Origin of the sequence: Rhizomicrobium electricum (genome assembly GCF_011762045.1) — a bacterium.
In the GTDB taxonomy this organism is placed as follows: domain Bacteria; phylum Pseudomonadota; class Alphaproteobacteria; order Micropepsales; family Micropepsaceae; genus Rhizomicrobium; species Rhizomicrobium electricum.
Window position 1 is genome coordinate 92,188 of sequence record NZ_JAASQS010000008.1, and the last position, 19,995, is coordinate 112,182.

The window sequence follows — 19,995 nt, forward strand, 5'->3', positions numbered from 1 at the left end:
GTCACAACGCGAGGACGCATGGCGCGGTCACGCGGTGGCGATTCCTCAAAGAGTGCGCCGGCCGACGCAATGTCGGATGATTGCGTTATCATCAAGAACGCGAACGTCCGGATACGTACAAACCACGATGCGCCAGCATGCGCTTTGACGATCCCATTGTGCGGGAGGGCTCTGCAGAACTGCCACAGGCATTCGTATTCATGCCACAATGAAGCCATGAATACGTATGCAAGCGGTTGAGAGCCAGATCACTCCGGATAATCCTCCTGCCCGAAACAAGTAGCCGGAAGACCCGGTTACGGAATAAGTCCCGCCGCGGATTCTGCGAGGGGGATAACTGGGAGGGTTCCAATGACATTGAAGACTTCGCGCTCGGCTGCCATTCGCGCTGGCTTCGGAACGACAGCGACGAGTTTGGCCGTCCTCGTTCTCGCGACCAGTGGGGCCTTCGCGCAGGACGGTACGGAAGTCGTCACCGTGACGGGCTTCCGCGCTAGCCTCGAGAACACCATCGCGCTGAAGAAAGAGTCGACACAGATCGTCGAAGCGGTGTCGGCTGAAGACATCGGCAAACTGCCGGATCAGTCGATCGGCGAGGCGATTTCGCGTCTGCCCGGCATCGCCACGCAGCGGCTCAACGGCCGCGCTCAGGATATTGCGATTCGCGGTCTTTCGGCGGACTTTGCGACGACCCTTCTCAATGGCCGCGAGCAGGTCTCGACCAATGACAACCGCAGCGTCCAGTTCGACCAGTACCCTGCCGAATTGATGAGCGGCGTGGTGATCTACAAGACCCCTTCCGCCGACCTCGTCGGTGCCGGCCTATCCGGCACTATCGACATGCGCACCACCCGTCCGCTCGACCACGACGGCATGGTCCTTTCTGTGAACATGCGCGGAGAGGCCAATTCGCTGGGTGAATTGAATCCTGGCACGGGAAAGTACGGCTGGCGTCTCGGCGGCACCTACATCGACCAGTTTGCCGGCGGCAAGCTCGGCGTGATGGTCGGCGTGGCGCTGATGGACTCGCTGGTTCCCTACAATCAATATGGCTCGTGGGGCTACCCCACGGGCAATGGCGGCGTGGTTCCGAGCAGCGCTTACGCTGTTGGCGGCGCGAAGTTCAGCGCTGTAACCGACGACCTGAAGCGCAGTGCAGCGATTGCCACGATTCAGTACAGGCCGAATGAAAACCTCGAAAGCTCTCTTGACCTGTTCTTTACGCGCTATAAGGACAAATGGCAGCTGTCCCGTGTCGAAGCCCCCTTGTATGCCTGGGGCGGTCAGGATGTGCTTGCGGGCGCGAAGGTCACGGACGGGTATCTCACTTCCGGCACGTTCACTCCTGGCGTGAAGCAGGTCGGCCGCGAGGAAGCGGACCGGACGAATAACGATCTGTTCGCGATCGGCTGGAAAACGACCTACAACCAAGGTCCGTGGACAGCGACGCTCGATGCGGGTTACTCCAGCGCGCAGCGCCATGAACGCTTTCTCGAGGAATATGCCGGCACGGGCGTCGCGGGATACGGTGATCCTCTTCATCCAGTAGACCCGCCCTATGGCTACTATCCCGGTGCAGGAGCTGTCGATCCGATGTCGTTCACCATCGACGGCGACAATGTCATGCATGTCACGCCGACGTTGGACTACGGCGATTATGCCAACATGCAGGCGACATCACCCCAATCCTGGAGCGGCCCGGTCCGCAACGTACCCATCGGACAAGAGGGCTACCTCAAGTATGACTGGGTCCACGATCACATGTTCACGCTAAAGGGCGAAGTGCAGCGTGATTTGGGCGCGGGCTTCTTCAAGAATCTCACGCTCGGTCTTTACTACACCAACCGCTCGAAGACGAAGTGGGCAAACGAAAACTATCTTACGACGACCAGCAACGTGAACGCCGTGGCGGCGTACATGGCGGCTCATGGCGGCAGCGGTGTGGGCTACGTGCAGACAGCCACTTCTATTCCGGACAAATTCCGCACCGGTGTTTCCAGCGGGCTCAGCTATTTCGGTATACCTCGTTTTGCCGCCTGGAATCCCGAAGCGCTCTTTAATAGTGGCTTCTACACGCAGAGTGAAAAAACCGGCCCCTGGATCTACACCAAGGGGTATCAAGTGAACGAAATCGTCTATACCGGCTATGCCAAGGCCGATATCGACACGATGCTTGCCGATCATACGTTAACGGGTAATGTCGGTTTGCAATTCGTCATGACCCATCAGACGTCGAACGGTTACCGGGTCGACAACACCGGTTCCATCCCGCAGTCTGGTGGAACCGAGTATGGCGAGGTCCTGCCGAGCTTGAACCTCGCCTTCGAACTCAATGACCGTAGCAAGATCCGTCTTGGCGCTGCGCGCGAACTCGTGCGGGCCCGTATGGACCAGATGGTCTATGTCAATTCTTATACCTACACGGCGGCAAACAGATACGCGACCGACCTGGAGCACTCGCCCTGGAGCGGCACGACGGGAAATCCCAAGTTGAAGCCGTGGATCGCGGATGCCGTGGACGTTTCCTACGAATACTACTTCAGCCGGGATACCTATATGGCGGTGGCCGGCTTCTACAAAAATCTCGAGTCGTACATCTACCAGGATAAGTCGCTATATGACTTTACGGGTTATGCCTACGACACCACCGTCGTCGATCCGACCCCGCATCTCTGGCAAGGTATCGTTACCCAGGACCGGAACGGAAGCGGCGGTATGATCACCGGCATGGAGATAAGCGGCGCTCTTTCCGGCGGCATGATCTCCGACTGGCTCGAAGGGTTCGGTGCCACGGCGAACATGTCCTACACCGACAGCAGTATTAAGGGCGTTTCGAATTCGGGTCCGGCGACGCCGCTGCCGGGTTTGTCGAAGTTCGTCTACAATGCCACGGTGTACTTCGAACGGAGCGGATTCTCGGCGCGGTTGAACTATAATTATCGCTCGAAGTTCTACAGCGAGATAAAGCAGTTCGATAACAGCTACCGCCGGAACGAGTTTAAAGAGCAGGGCTGGCTGGGTGCACAACTCGGCTACACCTTTGGAGAAGGTGCGATGAACGGATTGTCGATCAACTTGCAGGCCGACAATCTGTTGAACGAGCGGCAGACCCAGTACCAGTTTGTCAGCGACGTCAACGACTCGCGCCAGGTTCTTGACTGGTGGCGCTATGGCACGACCTATCAGCTCAGTCTCACCTACAAGCTGAACTGATCGATGTGACGACGTACCCTCGCCGGACGGAAGTGCCGGCGAGGGCCTCTTTTCAAGAATATCTAGACATGGCGGCAGCCGGGAGAATGAAAATGCGGAACCTCGCGCCGCTGGCGTTTGCCGCGCTCACCGTCACTTCTCTGTCCTACCCCGTCGCCGCGGAGCCGCCTGCGCTTGAGGCTACGCGTGCGCGCCCGGCCACGGACGAGGTCATCTATTTCCTTCTGCCCGACCGTTTCGAGAACGGCGACACCGCGAACGATCGCGGTGGGCTCAAGGGCGATCGCCTCAAGACCGGTTTCGATCCGGCCTCGAAGGGCTTTTATAACGGCGGCGATTTCAAGGGCGTGATGAAGCGCCTGGATTATATCCAATCGCTTGGTGCCACCGCTGTGTGGCTTGCCCCGGTCTTCAAGAACAAGCCGGTGCAGGGCGATTCCGGCCAGGAATCGGCCGGTTATCACGGCTATTGGATTACGGATTTCACCCACGTCGATCCGCATTTCGGCACCGATAAAGAGTTCAAGGCGCTGGTCGATGCCGTCCACGCGCGCGGCATGAAGTTCTACATGGACATCGTCCTCAACCACACCGCCGATGTCATTCAATACAAGGAATGTCCGCGTCAGCTCGACTGTCCGTACCGCTCGCGGGCCGATTATCCCTATGGCCGCGCCGGCGGTGTTCGCGGCGCGCCGATCAATGACGGCTTTCTCGGCGATGACGTCCAGACCGAAGCAAACTTCGCACGTCTGACGAATCCTAACTTCGCCTATACGCCCTATGTTCCGAAAGGCGAGGAACACGCCAAAACACCGGACTGGCTGAACGACCCGATCTATTACCACAATCGCGGTAATTCGACGTTCTCCGGCGAGAGCTCGACGATGGGCGACTTTTCCGGGCTGGACGATCTGATGACCGAAAATCCGCGCGTCGTGCGCGGGATGGTCGATATCTTCGCCGCCTGGATCGACAAGTATCGCATCGACGGATTCCGCATCGATACGGAAAAGCACGTCAATTCCGAATTCTGGCGGACCTTCATTCCGGCGATGCAGGAGCGGGCCAAGGCCGACGGAATCCCCAATTTTCACATCTTCGGCGAAATCGCCATGGATGAACCCGATGTCGCCGAACTGGCGCGTCACACTCGCGAGGATAAGCTCCCGTCGGTGCTCGATTTCGGCTTTGCCAAGGCCGTCAAGCATGTGATCGCCGGCTCGGCCGGTACAGACCTGCTGGCGCGTGTGTTCGCCGATGACAGTCTTTACGAAGGCGGTGCCGCGGCGGCGCTCACACATCCTACCTTCGTTTCGAACCACGACCAGGGGCGGGTGGCTTGGTTTGCGCGTACCGCATTCCCTCAGGCAAGCGACGACGAGATCCTGAAACGCGTGACGCTGGCGCACGCGATGATGTTCACCATGCGCGGCGTTCCCACTATCTATTACGGCGACGAGCAGGGCTTTGCCGGCGTCGGCAACGACATGAGCGCGCGCGCCGACATGTTTCCGTCCAAGGTCAAGGAATACAACGAAACACCTCTGGTGGGCACCAATCGAACCACGGTGACGTCGAGCTTCACCATGGACCACCCGATCTATCGCTCCGTCCGGGAGCTTGCCCGTCTGCGTGCAGAGCAACCCGCATTGCGCCACGGTCGACAAATCGTGCGGGCTTATTCCGAGAAACCGGGGCTGTTTGCCATATCGCGCATCGATCCCGTGACGGGCAGGGAAATCCTGATTGCCTATAATACTTCGGTGCAGCCGGTAGAGGCTCTGGTCGAAGTTGACACGAAGTCACGGAAGTTCGCGCCCTTGCACGGAATTTGCGCCTCCACACCGAGCGCGCCGGGCAGTTATCATGTCTCGCTGCAACCCCTCGACTATGTGATTTGTTCGGGTACTCCATGAGTGGTTTGTCTGCCTGTTTGTTCGATCTCGATGGCGTCATCGTCGACACCGCGAAGTATCATTTCATCGCCTGGCGTCAGATCGCGCGGGAGTTGGGATTCGAATTCACCGAAAAGGACAATGAGCGCCTGAAGGGCGTGTCGCGCACTCGTTCGCTGGAAATTCTTCTCGAAGTCGGAGGGCTTGGGCTCGATACGGCGACGAAGGTTGCTCTCGCCGAAAAGAAGAACGCGGTCTATCTCAGTTATGTGATGAAGATGACGCCGGCGGAAATCCTGCCCGGCGCCGAACGTTTTCTCACGGAGTGCCGCAGTGCCGGATACAAGACTGCGCTTGCGACGGCTTCGCGCAATGCGGCAGTGATCGTCGAACTCCTCAAGATCGCGTCGCTCTTCGACGTTGTGGTCGACGGCAACAGGGTCACCCACACCAAGCCCGATCCGGAAGTCTTTCTCACCTGTGCCAGCGAACTCGGGATTCCGCCTGCGTCCTGTGCCGTATTCGAGGACGCCGAAGCTGGAATCGAAGCCGCCCATGCAGGCTGCATGCTGGCAATCGGCATCGGCGATCCGGCCGTTCTCAAAAAGGCCGACTTGGTGGTGCCTGGTCTGGGCGAACTGTCGCTGGAGGAATTGCGCGCAGTGTGGGCCGAAAAGAACAAAAACACGGTGGCGAAGCCATGAAGAGCAAAGCGGTATGCGACGAATGGTCGGTGATCGAGGAAGGCTTCGATCCCGAACGGCACGAAGCGAGCGAAAGCCTGTTTGCCATCGGCAACGGTCATATGGGACAGCGCGCCAACTTTGAGGAGCGCTACTCGGGCCCTTCGCTGCAGGGCAGCTACATCGCCGGTATCTATTATCCCGACAAGACACGCGTCGGCTGGTGGAAAAACGGATACCCCGAATACTTCGCCAAGGTGTTGAATGCGCCGAGCTGGATCGGCGTGGACGTGACGGTGAACGGCGCTGAGCTCGACCTCTTCACCGGCCCGGTCGAAAAGTTCCGCCGCGTGCTTGACATGAAGCATGGGCTCCTCAGCCGTAGCTTCGTCGCTGAAGTCGGCGGAGGAAAGATCAAGGTCGAGGCTCAGCGTTTCGTCTCCATGGCGCGCCCCGAAGTCGGGGTCGTGCGCTATCGCGTCACTGCGCTCTCGCCGGTCGCGCTCGCCCTCGTCGCCGGCATTGACGGCAATGTCGTGAACCGCGACTCCAATTACGACGAACATTTCTGGAATATTCTCGATACCGAAACCGAGCCTGACGCGGGCTTTGTTCTGGCTCAGACCCGCAAGCTCGACTTCCGCGTGGGACTGGCGATGCGGCTCGCGTTCGAGGCGGGTGCGGCAACGGCGAACCACGATCGCGTCGAAGGCGACGGTTATGTCGCCGGAAAGTATGCGGTTTCGCTGGCGGAAGGCGAAAGCGCGACGCTGACCAAATACGTTGCCGTGGTGACGTCCGAAGATCACGACAAAGAGAAGTTGAAAAGCGTGGCACGCGATGTCGCGGTGTCTGCCGAGACCGTCGGCTTCGACATGTTGTTCGCCGAACATGCTGCCAAGTGGGCCGACATCTGGAGCCATGCCGACATCGTCATCGAAGGCGACGTGGCGGCGCAGCAGGGCATTCGCTTCAACATATTCCACCTGAACCAGACCTATACCGGCGAAGACGAGCGGCTCAACATCGGTCCCAAGGGCTTCACGGGCGAGAAATACGGCGGCTCGACCTATTGGGACACCGAGGCGTTTTGCATTCCGTTCTACGTCTCGACGGCGCCGTCGAGAGTGACGAAGAACCTTCTCATTTACCGCTACAAGCACCTCGCCAAGGCGATCGAGAACGCGGAAAAGCTGGGCTTCAGGAACGGTGCTGCGCTCTATCCCATGGTCACCATGAACGGCGAGGAATGCCATAACGAGTGGGAGATCACCTTCGAGGAGATCCACCGCAACGGCGCCATCGCGTTCGCGATTTACAATTACGTCCGTCACACCGGCGATACTGCTTATCTGGCCGATTACGGTCTCAAAGTGCTGATCGGTATCGCCCGTTTCTGGGCCCAGCGCGCCACGTTCTCGCAGGAAAAGGGCAAGTACGTCATTCTCGGTGTCACCGGTCCCAACGAGTACGAGAACAACGTCAACAATAACTGGTACACCAACAAGGTCGCGTGCTGGTGCCTGGACTATGCGCGCGAAGCCATAGCAATAGTCGAAAAGACCGCGCCGCGACGTCTTGCGGAGATCGTTGCGGAAACGCATCTCGATCGGGCCGGCGAAACCACGCTGTGGACGGCCATTAGTGCCGGCATGTATTTCCCCTACGATCCCGTGCGCCGCATCTTCCTTCAGCAGGACGGCTATCTCGACAAGGAACCGCTTACCACAGAGGATATCGATCCCGCGGAGCGGCCGATCAACCAGCACTGGAGCTGGGACCGCATTCTGCGGTCCCCCTTCATCAAGCAGGCCGACACCCTACAGGGCATGTACCTGTTCGAGGAGCAATACGACCGCGAAACCTTGCAGCGCCATTTCGATTTCTACGAAGCGCGCACGGTCCACGAATCGTCGCTATCGCCGTGTATCCACGCGGTGCTCGCCGCTCGACTCGGCATGATGGACAAGGCTCACGCTCTATACCTCAGGACCTCGCGACTGGATCTCGACGACTACAACCACGAAGTCGATGAAGGGTTGCACATCACGTCGATGGGCGGCTCGTGGCTGGCTATCATCGAAGGTTTCGGCGGCAAGCGGGTTGTGGACGGCAAGCTGACGCTCAACCCGCAGATTCCCTCCGGTTGGAAACGCTATGCCTTCCGTCTTCTGTGGAAGGATCAGCCAGTCGAGGTCTCGGTGACGCGCGATGGCGTTCAGATTCTCTATCGCGGCGTCGAGCCGGTCACGATCGCCGTTTGGGGCAAGGATTGCACTCTCGCGCCGGGTACCGTGCTCAAACTGGCCCGCGAGCAGAGCCATTTGGCGCGGGCCTGACCGCGATGTGGCGCTGGCTGGCCTATCTGTTGATGATCGCCGCAGCCGAGGCCGCACCGGGAACGTTGCTGGCGCCCGAGATGATGTCGGCTGAGGGCGCCGGTCCGATGGTGGTCACCGTCTGGCTGCCGCCCGGCTATCAGACTTCGACCGAACGCTATCCCGTCCTGTATATGCAAGACGGACAGAATCTCTTCGATGGCGCGGAGCGCGCCACCTCCTGGAACCGCCACGTCTGGGGTGCAGACACCGTTGCCGCGGAACTGATCGCTGCCGGCAAGATTCCTCCCGTCATCATCGTCGGGATCGATCACAAAGGCCCCGAACGTGCCCGCCAGTATTACCCGCAAGCCGCCTTCGGCCGCCTCGATCCGGCCGTGCAGCGGCAGGTGATGACGGCTCCGCCTTATTCCGACGCCTATCTTCGCTTCCTGGTGAATGAACTGAAGCCGATCGTCGATGCCCGTTTCCGGACGCGGGGTGATCGGGCTTCGACATTCGTGATGGGCTCCAGCATGGGCGGCCTGATTTCGCTCTATGCCTTTGCCGAACATCCCGAGATTTTCGGCGGCGCTGGGTGCCTGTCGACGCATTGGCTGATGGCAGCGCCGGGCCCGGCGGCCCCGACCGAGCAACTTTTCTCCGCCTATGAGAACTATCTACGGGATAAGAACTTGAAGCCGGGGCGCCTCTGGTTCGACCATGGAACAATCGGTCTGGACGCCCACTATGACCCTTACCAAGCGCGCATCGATGCGCTGTTGGTGGGCAAAGGGTGGAAGCTTGGCGTGGATTATGTCTCCAAAACCTATCCCGGAGCAGACCACAACGAGGATGCCTGGCGGGAACGGCTGGGCGAATCACTGATTTTCTTGCTCGGCGGTCATTGACCGTAGTTTTTGTGTGGTTGTGTGGCGTCCCCGCGATTGTGCGTATTGCTACTCTGCCCCATAGATATGCGATACTTGGGGTTGGAGGGCTCCCTATGGAAGGCGGAAGCGACGACAAGCTGCGCGCGCACGAGCGGCCGACGTCGTTCGACATTGCCTATCGCGCCGGTGTTTCGCAATCGACGGTGTCGCGCGCCCTGCGGGGCGATCCCAATGTCAACGAGGAGACGCGCCGCAAGATCGAGGCGATCGCGCGCGAGCTCAAGTACAAGGTCGACAAGAACGCCTCCAATCTCCGCCGCCAGCGCTCGAACACTATCGCGGTCCTGTTCTTCGAGGATCCGAGTCCCGATCCGTCGCAGATCAATCCCTTCTTCCTGTCCATGCTGGGGTCGATCACGCGAGCCTGCGCCAAACGCAGCTTCGACCTGCTCATCTCGTTCCAGCGTTTCGCCCAGGATTGGAACGAAGATTATGAGGATTCCGGCAAGGCCGACGGGTTGATCCTTCTGGGCTATGGCGATTACGTCGATTACCGGCCGCATCTCGAACAATTGGTGGCGCAGGGCACGCGCTTTGTTCGTTGGGGCGCGGTGGAAGACGGACAGCCTGGTCTTTCCATCGGCAGCGACAATTTCCAAGGCGGACGGACAATCACCGAACATCTGATCGGTTTGGGGCGCCGCCAGATCGCCTTCCTGGGCGACGCCTCCAACCATTATCCCGAATTCTCCGAGCGCTACCGTGGCTTCCTGTCGTCCATGGCCGCGGCGGGGCTCGAGCCCGGTCCGCAGATCGATGCCATCAGTTCCGAAGAATCGGGTATGGCCGCTGCGGCCCGGCTGATCGGCAGCGGTTTTCAGTTCGACGGTATCGTTGCCGCCAGCGATCTCATCGCTGCCGGCGCGTTGCACTGGCTGCGCGACGCCGGCATCGACGTGCCGCGCGATGTGTCGTTGACCGGTTTCGATGACATCGCCGCCGCAAGCCTCGTCAACCCGCCGCTCACCACCATGGCCCAGGACACTTCGCTCGCCGGCGAAAAGCTGGTCGAAACGCTCCTGAAGCTGGTATCGGGCGAGCCGGCGGAGAGTTTGGTTCTCCCCGCCAAGTTGATCGTACGGCGTTCCTGCGGCGCCAAGCGATAATCAGGCCTTCTTTTCCTTCGGCAGCCGCAGCACCAGCAATCCCGAGATCAGGAAACTGACGCCGCCCACTGCCAGCGCGTAGATCGGCTGGCCGTGGAAAGCGAACTTCAGGACGAAGCCGAGTACGCTGGCGGCCACCAGCTGCGGGATGACGATGAAGAAATTGAAGATCCCCATATAAACGCCCATCGTCTTGGCCGGCACGCTGTCCGAAACGATGGCGTAGGGCAGTGACAGGATCGAGGCCCACGCGAAGCCGACGCCCAGCATCGAGGCGATGAGCCAGTCGGGATCGTGGATGAAGAGGAAAGACAAGAGACCGAAGCCGCCGAGCCAGACATTGATGAGATGCGTCCAGCGCAAACCTAGCTTTCTTGCGATCCACGGAACGATGATGGAGGCCAGCGCGGCAAAGCCGTTATAGGCCGCAAACAGAATGCCGACCCAGTTGGCGCCTTCATTGTAAGCCGCCGAGGTCGCATCCTTCGAGTGGAAGAAGCTCTCGGTCACACCGCCCGTAGTGTAGATCCACATCGCGAACAGCGCCAGCCATGAGAAGAACTGGACCGGCGCCAACTTACGCATGCTGTCTGGCATGGTCTCGATATTGCGCATGATGGTGCCGAACAGGCCCTTCGGCTCGCCCGGCCGTTGCAACAGAAGCGCCGCGCCCCACACGAACGCACCGGCCCAAAGCAGATACAGCTGCTTGTCGAGCGGGAAGCCGTGGGTCTTTTCGAATGCGCCCGCAAATTGATGCATGACGGCGAATCCGGCGACACCGACGACGAGCCAGAAAGCGCCCCAGCCGCGCTTGGGAGCTCCGGCTGGGGGAAGTTCGGGAGAGGCGTCGTCAAAGGCTTCGAGCTGCTCGGGAGGGTATTCATGGGTGGAGATCACGGTCCAAAGCACGGCCACGAACAGGACGATCGCACCGAGGAAGAAGGAGTAGCGCACGGTATCGGGCACGATGCCGGCCTGTGCCGTGTTGGAAATGCCGATATGCTCGAACAGCCATGGCAGCGCGCTTGCCACCACCGCTCCGACGCCGATGAAGAAACTCTGCATCGCATATCCGGCCGGGCGCTGGCGAAGCGGTAGCTGGTCGCCGACAAAGGCGCGGAACGGCTGCATCGAGGTGTTGATGGACGCGTCCAGAATCCAAAGCATCACCGCCGCCACCCACAACGCCGGCGACATCGGCATGATCAGAAGAGCTGCCGAAGACAAGAGAGCTCCGACGAGGAGATAGGGCCTGCGCCGACCGAGGCGGGTCCACGTCCGGTCCGACAGATAGCCGACCAATGGTTGCACCAACAAACCGGTCAAAGGCGCGGCGATCCAGAGGATTGGGATGTCGTCGATCTTGGCGCCCAAAGTCTGGAAAATGCGACTGACGTTCGCGTTTTGCAGGCCCAGCCCGAATTGCAGGCCGAGGAATCCGAAACACATGTTCCAAATGGCAAAAAAGGTAACGCTCGGTTTCTTGGTAACCGGCGCCGCGCTGAGGCTGGCCATATCTGTTCTCTGAGCCGTTTCTTCCCGGCCCGGATGATAGCCCTGTGCCTGCCGGCGGCAATCGCAACAGGCCGGCATGCATACGTATGTTGCCCCACCCCAGGCGGAATCTCGCCTGCGAGGCCTGTTTCAGCCGCCAACCGGGAAGGTCAGTTCCGGCGCATGCCGACGAAGACGAAGCCCAATCCAGCGATCAGGAGTACCACTCCGCCCACGGTTGGCAGCGAAATGACATGGCTTTCCTTCTTGTCGATCTGGATCGGCCCGGCCTTCACTACCGGCTCGGTCTCGGTATAGCGGATCTGCCCGAAAATCAGTGTCCCCAGGCCCAATACCGCCAGCAAGACTCCGACCACCACCATGTCTCGCATGCAATCCTCTCCGCTCGTTCAGGTCCGGAAAGGAACGCGCTGCTCCGGTTCCCGTTCCGCGGGAGGGGGCTCAGGGAACTTGCCGTTCCGAGAAGCCGGCGAGAAGTTCGGCAAACCAGCGTGCCGCCGTCAGAGCGCCGATGGCGGCGACATCGAGGCTGGGGTCGAACTCCGCCAGATCGACGACGCGGACTTTCGGATGGGCGGCAATGAGACGGGCGGCGGCGAAGAAATCGTGTACGGCAATGCCGCCCGGACGTGCGCCCGGCGCGGCGGGCATCTGAGCCCGGTCGATCACATCGATATCGAAATCGACATAGATCGCATCGCACAAGCCGGCGAGTCGCTCGAGTTCTGCTGCGACGACCGCAACGAAGCCCTGGCGCCGGCAATCGCCGGCGGTGCGGACGGAAATTCCGGCGCGTTTGGCCTTATCGTGCGCCTTGGCGGTATTGGCGAAGGGCAGGAGCCCGATCTGGCTGATATGGTCGCCCGGCAATCCGTCTTCCAGCAGTGCCGCAATCGGGTTGCCATTATTGAGACCACCGTCCGTGTCGCGCAGATCGAAATGGGCATCGAGCGTCATCAGTCCGACCTGCGCGAGCGTCCGATCAAGTCCGTGAACGCCCGGCCGGGTGACGGCATTGTTGCCGCCCGCCAGAATCGTCAATCCGCGCCCGGCTTGTGCCGCGACTGCGGCCTTGATCGGCTCGAAGGCTTCCGCGGGCTTGAGATCGCTCACGGCGACGTCGCCGGTGTCGAACACCGCGACGTCCTTGAGATCGGTTCCGGTCTCGAGGTCGTAGACGCTCATGCGCCGCAAGGCTTCGCGCAAAACCTGGGGAGCCAGATCGCAGTGGCCGGGGGTGATCGATTCGCGCCCCAGCGGTGCCCCCACCAGAGCGACGGCGGCGTCCGCTTTCGTGCCCAGCAAGTCACGAACAGAATGCCAGCGTTTGTTTTCGGACATTTCCATCATCGTTGCGGGGCTTTCGGGCATGGAAGATTATCCTCGTTTCCCGGCGTGCAATCTGTATCGTGGCCGGCTCCGACGGGATTACCAGCGATGTGGGACATCTTACTCACCGACTGCCGCACCGCCACCATGGATTCGGCCGGCGTCATCGACGACGCCGCCATCGGCATTGCCGGCGAACGTTTGACCTATGTCGGACCGCGCTGCGATCTGCCGGCCGGTGATCTCGCCCGTTCGGTACACCGGCTGGGCGGGGCCTGGGTGCTGCCGGGGTTCGTCGATTGCCATACGCATCTTGTCTATGCCGGTAACCGGGACCGCGAGCGCCGCATGCGGGCAGACGGCATGAGCTACGAGGACATCGCCCGGTCCGGCGGCGGCATCATGGCGACGGTGCGCGACACACGGGCGGCTAATGCAGAGACGCTCACCGATTTGACTGTGGCGCGCGCGCGGGCGATGGCGCGCGAAGGCGTCACCACCATCGAGATCAAGTCGGGTTACGGCCTCGACCTCGGCAACGAGTTGAAGATGCTGCGCGTGGCCGGCCGTGTGGGTAAAGTGGTGCCGATGCGCGTCTGCCGGACCTTGCTCGGAGCCCATGCCTTGCCGCCGGAATTCGCCGGAAATCGCGATGCCTATGTTCGATTGGTTTGCGAAGAGATGATTCCTGCCGTGGCACGCGAACGGCTGGCTGAAGCGGTGGATGTCTTCTGTGAAGCCATTGCATTTACGCCGGACGAAACGGAATGCATTTTTGCGGCGGCCGCGGCGCACGGCCTCAAAGTGAAGCTGCATGCCGACCAGCGTTCGGATATGGGCGGCGGCGCCTTGGCGGCGCGCCATCGCGCACTCTCGGCCGACCATCTCGAGCACCTGAGCGCGGCGGGCGTTGTCGCGATGGCGGAGGCCGGGACCGTGGCCGTGTTGCTGCCCTATGCCTATCATCATCTCGGCGATACCCATCTGCCGCCGATCGAGGCCTTGCGGCGAGCGCATGTACCGATAGCCATCGCGACCGACTGCAACCCCGGCACCTCGCCGATGCATTCCCCGTTGCGACTCAAAGAGGTTGCTTGCGAAGTCTTTGGTCTTTCGCCGCAAGAAGCGCTTATGGGGATGACGATCAATGCCGCGCGTGCCTTGGGGCTTGCGGCGGAGACCGGCAGTCTGGCGGCCGGAAAATCTGCCGATCTCGCCATTTGGGACATTCCCGATCCGACGGCCTTGTCGCCGGAAAACGGACATCTCATCGGACGCATTTTCCGCGGCCAGCCGGACGGAGACCTGCCATGACCACCAACGCCCGCATCATTCGCGCGCCGCGCGGTTGCGAACGCACCTGCAAGACCTGGGAAGCCGAAGCGGCCTTGCGGATGCTGATGAATAATCTCGATCCCGAAGTCGCCGAACGGCCGCAGGATTTGGTCGTCTATGGCGGCATCGGCCGCGCCGCGCGCTCCTGGCAAGCGTTCGATTACATTGTCGAGACGCTGCGCGCGCTCGAGCCTGACGAGACGCTGCTGGTGCAATCGGGCAAGCCGGTTGGCGTGTTCCGCACGCATGCTCGCAGCCCCCGTGTCTTGATCGCCAATTCCAATCTGGTGCCGCATTGGGCGACTTGGGAGCATTTTCGTGAGCTCGATAAGAAAGGTCTGATGATGTACGGCCAGATGACGGCCGGGTCGTGGATCTACATCGGCAGCCAGGGCATCGTGCAAGGCACTTACGAGACTTTTGCCGAAATGGGCCGGCGCCATTACGGCGGCGATCTTTCCGGCCGCTGGATTCTCACTGCCGGGCTTGGCGGCATGGGCGGCGCGCAGCCTTTGGCGGCGACGATGGCCGGGGCTTCGATGCTGGCGATCGAATGCCAGCGGAGCCGGATTGAGAAGCGTCTCGAAACCAAATATCTCGATGTCGCAACCGATAATCTCGATGAAGCGCTGCGGTTGATCGCCAAATCGGTGTGGGCCAAAGAGCCTTTGTCGGTCGGCCTTGTCGGCAACGCCGCTGAGGTGCTGCCGGAACTCGTCCGCCGCGGCATCAAGCCCGATGCGGTGACCGACCAGACCAGCGCGCATGATCCGGCCAACGGCTATCTGCCGGAAGGCTGGACGCTGGCCGAATGGGAAGACCGTCGCGCCAAGGAGCCGGAAGCCGTCGCTGCCGCGGCGCGCCAATCCATCGCCAAGCATGTCGAGGCGATGCTGGCGTTTGCCGCGCAAGGCATTCCGACGTTCGACTACGGCAATAACATCCGCCAAGTGGCGAAAGACGAGGGCGTCGCCGACGCATTTGGCTTCCCCGGATTCGTGCCGGCTTATATCCGTCCCTTGTTCTGCCGCGGCATCGGTCCGTTCCGCTGGGCGGCGTTGTCGGGCGATCCGGAAGACATCTTCCGCACCGACGAAGCCGTGAAGCAACTGTTCCCCGACAATGCGCATCTGCATCGCTGGCTCGACATGGCCAAGACCAGGATCAGCTTCCAGGGTTTGCCGGCGCGCATCTGCTGGCTCGGATTGGGCGAACGTCATCGGGCGGGGCTCAAATTCAACGACATGGTAGCCAAGGGCGAACTCAAGGCGCCGATCGTGATCGGCCGCGATCATCTGGATTCGGGATCGGTGGCGAGCCCGAACCGGGAAACGGAAGCGATGCGCGACGGCTCCGACGCCGTATCCGACTGGCCGCTGCTCAATGCGCTTCTGAACACGGCCTCCGGCGCGAGCTGGGTCTCGATCCATCACGGCGGCGGGGTCGGCATGGGCTTTTCGCAACATGCCGGGGTTGTGATCGTCGCCGACGGCACGCCCGAAGCGGCCGAGAAACTCGCAACGGTGTTGTGGAACGATCCGGCGACCGGGGTGATGCGCCATGCCGATGCCGGCTACGACACAGCAATCGATGCCGCGCATGCGGCCCATCTCAACCTCCCTTCCCTTGGAGAGAATTCATGAAAATCGGTGAACCGCTGGCGTTTGGCGATTTGCGCGACATCTATGAGTCACCTCCCAAGCTGGAGTTCACACTCGATGCGTTTGCGCGCATCGACCGCGGCGCCAAGGTCATTGCCGACGTGATCCGGTCTGGCGCTACGGTCTATGGCGTCAACACCGGGTTCGGGCTTCTGGCCAACACCGAAATTGCCGACGACGATCTGGTCGCCTTGCAGCGCAATCTGGTGCTGTCGCACTCCTGCGGCGTCGGCCCGCTGCTTTCCGATGAGATCGTGCGGCTGATCCTCACCTTGAAAATCGCATCGCTGTCGCGCGGGGCCTCCGGTGTGCGGCGCGAGACCGTGGCGGCGCTGGCGCGTTTGGTCGAAGCAGAGGTCTATCCCTGCATCCCGTCCAAAGGCTCCGTCGGAGCATCGGGCGATCTGGCCCCATTGGCGCATATGTCCGGCGTTCTGCTCGGCATCGGCTCGGCCCGTGTCGGCGGCAAAGAGGTGTCGGCCGTCGAAGCGTTGGCCAAAGCGGGACTTCAACCGATCACGCTGGGGCCGAAGGAAGGTCTCGCACTTCTCAACGGTACCCAGGTTTCGACTGCCATTGCATTGGCCGGTCTGTTCGAGACCGAGAAGGTTTTCACCGCGGCTATCGTCGCCGGGGCGATGTCGACCGACGCCTTCAAGGGTTCCGACACGCCGTTCGACGCCCGCATTCATGCCTTGCGCGGCCAGCCGGGGCAGATCGCGGTCGCGGCCATGCTGCGGGGCTTGATGCAAGGCTCGGAAATCCGCGATTCGCATCGCGCCCCCGGTGATGACGGCAAGGTGCAAGACCCGTACTCCTTCCGCTGTCAGCCGCAGGTGATGGGCGCCGTGCTCGACGTGCTGCGCGCCGCCGCGAAGACGCTGCAGATCGAAGCCTCGGGCGTTACCGACAATCCGCTGGTACTCGATGACGGCTCGGTGGTGTCGGGCGGCAATTTCCACGCCGAACCGGTGGCGCTCGCCGCCGACCAGATCGCGCTCGGCCTGTGCGAGATCGGCAATATCTCGGAGCGGCGCACGGCCATTCTGGTCGATCCCAAGATGAGCGGACTGCCAGCGTTTCTGGTCAAAGAGTCCGGCCTCAATTCCGGCTTCATGATCGCCCAGGTGACGGCGGCCGCGCTGGTGGCGGAAAATCGCATGCATTCCCATCCGGCATCGGTCGACACGGTGCCCACCAGCGCCAATCAGGAAGACCATGTTTCGATGGCAACGCACGGCGCGCGCCGTCTGCTCGATATGGCGGAGAACGCGGCGTCGGTGGTGGCGATCGAACTTCTCGCCGCCTGCCAGGGCCTCGACTTCCGCCGGCCGCTGCGCAGCTCCTCCAAACTCGAACGGGCGGCGCAGGAAATCCGCGCCCTGGTGCGGCCCTACGAACGCGACCGTTATTTCGCGCCCGATATCGAAGCCATCACCCGGCACGTCCAATCGGGCGCGTTCCGGGCGCTGGCGGGAGAGATATTCTAGAACTTCTGACTAACGGTGACGGAGAAGAATCGCGGCTTGGTCGGCAGGATGTAGGGCTCGAAGCCGCAAACCTGCGTCGTACAATAGGCGTAGCGATAGATCTGGCCGCGCTCGTCGAACAGGTTCTGCGCGCCCACTTCGATCGACCAGTTGTCCTTTTCGATGCCGGTGGTGAGATCGAAGGTGGCAAACGCCGGCATGAGTCCGAGCATCTGGCGGATCGGTTTGAGAGAGCCGTCCCACGGGCTCGGCGCCTGGACGCGAAGATCGGGATAGGCCTTGGTCTGATAGACCAGCGAACCCTGCAGATGCGCCTTGACGTCGTAGACGGCAAATTCGTAACGGCCGGTGAGATTGCCCTTGAAGCGCGGGGTAGACGGCAGCAATGAGCCTTTCGGCGCCGCCGGCGGGTAAGGGTAGGTCGCATTCGGGCACGTTGTGTCGAGCGCGCCGGTGACCGGATCGAGGTCGCCGCAATAAACCTTGGTCAGCCGCGCGTAATTGTAGGCTCCCGAGCCGGTCAATGTGAGCCCGTCGAGCGGCTGCCATGTCACGTCGGACTCGACGCCCTGGATGCGCGCCGCGCCGGCGTTGGCAATCTGGGTCAGCGAGTTCAGCCCCAAAAAAGCGAACTGGAACTTGTTCCAGTTTTCCCAATAGGCGGCGCCGTTCCAGCGCAGGCTGTTGTTGAACCAGCTCGTCTTCCAGCCGATCTCGAAATTGTCGAGACTGTCGGAGTTGTAGTTCGGCAGCTGAGCGACGCGATTGATGCCGCCGGGGCGGAAGCCGGTCGAGTACGTGGCGTAGACCATGTCGGCATCGTCGATCTGCCATTGCAGATTGAACTTGTGTGTTTCGCCCCATTCGTAGACGTGCTTGTTCACATTGGTGCAGGGGCCGCCGAAACGTGAGGGCTTCGACATGTCTTGGCAGAGAATTGGATTATAGTAGGACTGCAGGCCGAAAAAGCCTTCCAGCTTGTTGGTGGCGTCGAATACGCGAACGCCCGCTGTGAGCGTCAAGTCCGGCAGGATGTCGTAGGAAACCTGGGTGAACGCGGCGAGATCGCGGTCTTTGCGTTGCTGCTCCGTCAGCCAGATCGTGTGCGGCCATCCGGGAACGGAAAAGTCGGTGCCGAGCGCGTCGATGACGTAGTTCTGCAGGATGTTGTGGGTCTGGGATTCGTGGAACAGCCCGACCACGAACCGCAAACGATCCGTCGACGGCGAGGCCAAACGCAGTTCGTTCGACCATTTGGTGAACTGGTCCTTGAACAGAATTCGCTGCGACGGGTCGACGAGATTGCCGTCGTTGTCGGTGAAGGTCAGCCCGAGCTGGTCGTACCAGAAGGCATAGTCGGTGTAGTCGGACGCGCCGCCACCGCGGCGGTCCATATACCCCGTGGCGTAGGTGAGGTCGAGATTGCCGATCTTACCGGTGACGGTGAGCGCCGCCTGATACCAATGATCCTTGGCGAATTCGGGATAGAAGTGGTGAACTTTGAGATCGCCGACCGCGGGATCGAAACCGCCGATGCCGTTCGATTTTTCGAGTTGGCCGATAACGCTCGCGGTCACGGTCCAGTTTTCGTCGAGGTCGATGCCGAGCGCGGCGCGCGCGCCGAGTTTGCTGGTGTCGTTGTAGTCCTTCTTGGCCAAGGCCGCGTTGTCGATCGTAACGCCGGCGGAGGCATAGGTGCGAGTGGCGCGCACATTGTCGATATAGCCGGCGTCGCGTTCGTCCCAGGCCACGATGCGGATCGCCATGTGTTCGTCGATGGGAATATTGACGAAGCCGCGCAAGCCGTAACCGAAGCCGCCGGCATCGACCTTATTGCCTTCGATCTCGTAACCGGCGGCGAACTTGGCCGGATCGGGCTGGTTGGTGAGGAGGCGGATGGTGCCGGCCTCCGACGAAGCGCCGAACAGCGTGCCTTGCGGCCCGGCGAGTGCTTCGACGCGGGCGAGATCGTAGGTCGGCACATCGAGATTGCCGCCGATCGTGGTGATCGGAATTTCATCGAGATACATACCGACAGTCGGCAGCGGGCCGGAGTGGTTGCCGTCGGCACCGTTGGTGACGCCGCGCATCGAAATGTTGCCCTGGCCCGGACCGCCGCTCGAACCCTGGCCGCCCGCGGTGAACGACACCGACGGCAGGAAGCGGACGAAATCGCGGAAATCGCTGACATGAAGGTCTTCGAGTCTCTGATTGTCGAGCACCGCGATGGAGACCGGCACTTTCTGCAAATCCTGCTCGCCCAATTTCTGGGCGCTAACCGTCACCGTCTCGAGGCCGGCTTGCGCGACCTCTTGGGCGATGGCCGGCATTCCGGCGAGCATTGTCGTCGCCAGCAAGGCTGAAGCCAAATTGTGCGGCTTACGGATGAAATGCATGAACCAGGCCCCCTTGGTTGTGGCGCGCCGGGGTAGACGAATCCCGCGTCTCTGCGGCCGGCCGTTGGTACGCCTTTGCAAACTCGGGGCCGAAG

General features: G+C 61.3%; 13 protein-coding genes. 9 read left to right on the top strand and 4 right to left on the bottom strand.

Annotated features, from left to right (window positions below):
* Nucleotides 1-351 precede the first annotated feature (351 nt).
* From FHS84_RS16070 to FHS84_RS16095, 6 genes are all read left to right on the top strand, one after another.
* Entirely contained in the window at nt 352-3,213 is a 2,862-nt protein-coding gene (locus FHS84_RS16070; protein WP_166936184.1) for a TonB-dependent receptor, read from the top strand.
* Nucleotides 3,214-3,305: 92 nt separating this feature from the next.
* A complete protein-coding gene (locus FHS84_RS16075; protein WP_208393915.1) occupies nt 3,306-5,132 on the top strand; it encodes an alpha-amylase family glycosyl hydrolase in 1,827 nt (608 codons plus the stop codon).
* Nucleotides 5,129-5,815, top strand: coding sequence for a beta-phosphoglucomutase (gene pgmB, locus FHS84_RS16080; protein ID WP_166936188.1), 687 nt, complete (start codon nt 5,129-5,131; stop codon nt 5,813-5,815). The genes FHS84_RS16075 and pgmB overlap by 4 nt, the downstream gene beginning before the upstream one ends.
* Nucleotides 5,812-8,133 carry a family 65 glycosyl hydrolase domain-containing protein gene (locus tag FHS84_RS16085; protein WP_166936189.1) on the top strand — a complete coding sequence of 774 codons (2,322 nt, stop codon included), beginning with the start codon at nt 5,812-5,814 and terminating at the stop codon, nt 8,131-8,133. The genes pgmB and FHS84_RS16085 overlap by 4 nt, the downstream gene beginning before the upstream one ends.
* Nucleotides 8,134-8,165: 32 nt before the next feature.
* Entirely contained in the window at nt 8,166-9,023 is an 858-nt protein-coding gene (locus FHS84_RS16090; protein WP_166936191.1) for an alpha/beta hydrolase, read from the top strand.
* Between the two features lie 95 nt (nt 9,024-9,118).
* Nucleotides 9,119-10,171, top strand: coding sequence for a LacI family DNA-binding transcriptional regulator (locus tag FHS84_RS16095; protein WP_166936193.1), 1,053 nt, complete (start codon nt 9,119-9,121; stop codon nt 10,169-10,171).
* On the opposite strand, the gene FHS84_RS16100 is transcribed toward FHS84_RS16095, so the two are convergent.
* From FHS84_RS16100 to FHS84_RS16110, 3 genes are all read right to left on the bottom strand, one after another.
* On the bottom strand, nt 10,172-11,689 hold the full coding sequence (locus tag FHS84_RS16100; protein WP_166936195.1) for an MFS transporter: 1,518 nt from the start codon (nt 11,687-11,689) through the stop codon (nt 10,172-10,174).
* A gap of 149 nt (nt 11,690-11,838) precedes the next feature.
* On the bottom strand, nt 11,839-12,060 hold the full coding sequence (locus FHS84_RS16105; RefSeq protein ID WP_166936197.1) for a DUF3185 domain-containing protein: 222 nt from the start codon (nt 12,058-12,060) through the stop codon (nt 11,839-11,841).
* A gap of 70 nt (nt 12,061-12,130) precedes the next feature.
* Nucleotides 12,131-13,060, bottom strand: a complete 930-nt coding sequence (locus FHS84_RS16110) for an arginase family protein (protein WP_208393916.1) — start codon at nt 13,058-13,060, stop codon at nt 12,131-12,133.
* 66 nt (nt 13,061-13,126) lie between these two features.
* Here FHS84_RS16110 and hutI point away from each other — a divergent pair, with 66 nt between their 5' ends.
* The 3 genes from hutI to hutH are packed head-to-tail and all read left to right on the top strand — an operon-like array spanning nt 13,127 to nt 17,504.
* Nucleotides 13,127-14,332, top strand: a complete 1,206-nt coding sequence (gene hutI / locus FHS84_RS16115; protein ID WP_166936199.1) for an imidazolonepropionase — start codon at nt 13,127-13,129, stop codon at nt 14,330-14,332.
* A complete protein-coding gene (gene hutU, locus FHS84_RS16120; protein WP_166936201.1) occupies nt 14,329-15,996 on the top strand; it encodes a urocanate hydratase in 1,668 nt (555 codons plus the stop codon). Before hutI ends, hutU begins: the two co-directional genes overlap by 4 nt.
* Entirely contained in the window at nt 15,993-17,504 is a 1,512-nt protein-coding gene (gene hutH / locus FHS84_RS16125; RefSeq protein WP_166936203.1) for a histidine ammonia-lyase, read from the top strand. The genes hutU and hutH overlap by 4 nt, the downstream gene beginning before the upstream one ends.
* Here the strand turns inward: hutH and FHS84_RS16130 are convergent.
* Nucleotides 17,501-19,900, bottom strand: coding sequence for a TonB-dependent receptor (locus FHS84_RS16130; RefSeq protein WP_166936205.1), 2,400 nt, complete (start codon nt 19,898-19,900; stop codon nt 17,501-17,503). The genes hutH and FHS84_RS16130 overlap by 4 nt on opposite strands.
* Nucleotides 19,901-19,995: the final 95 nt, after the last annotated feature.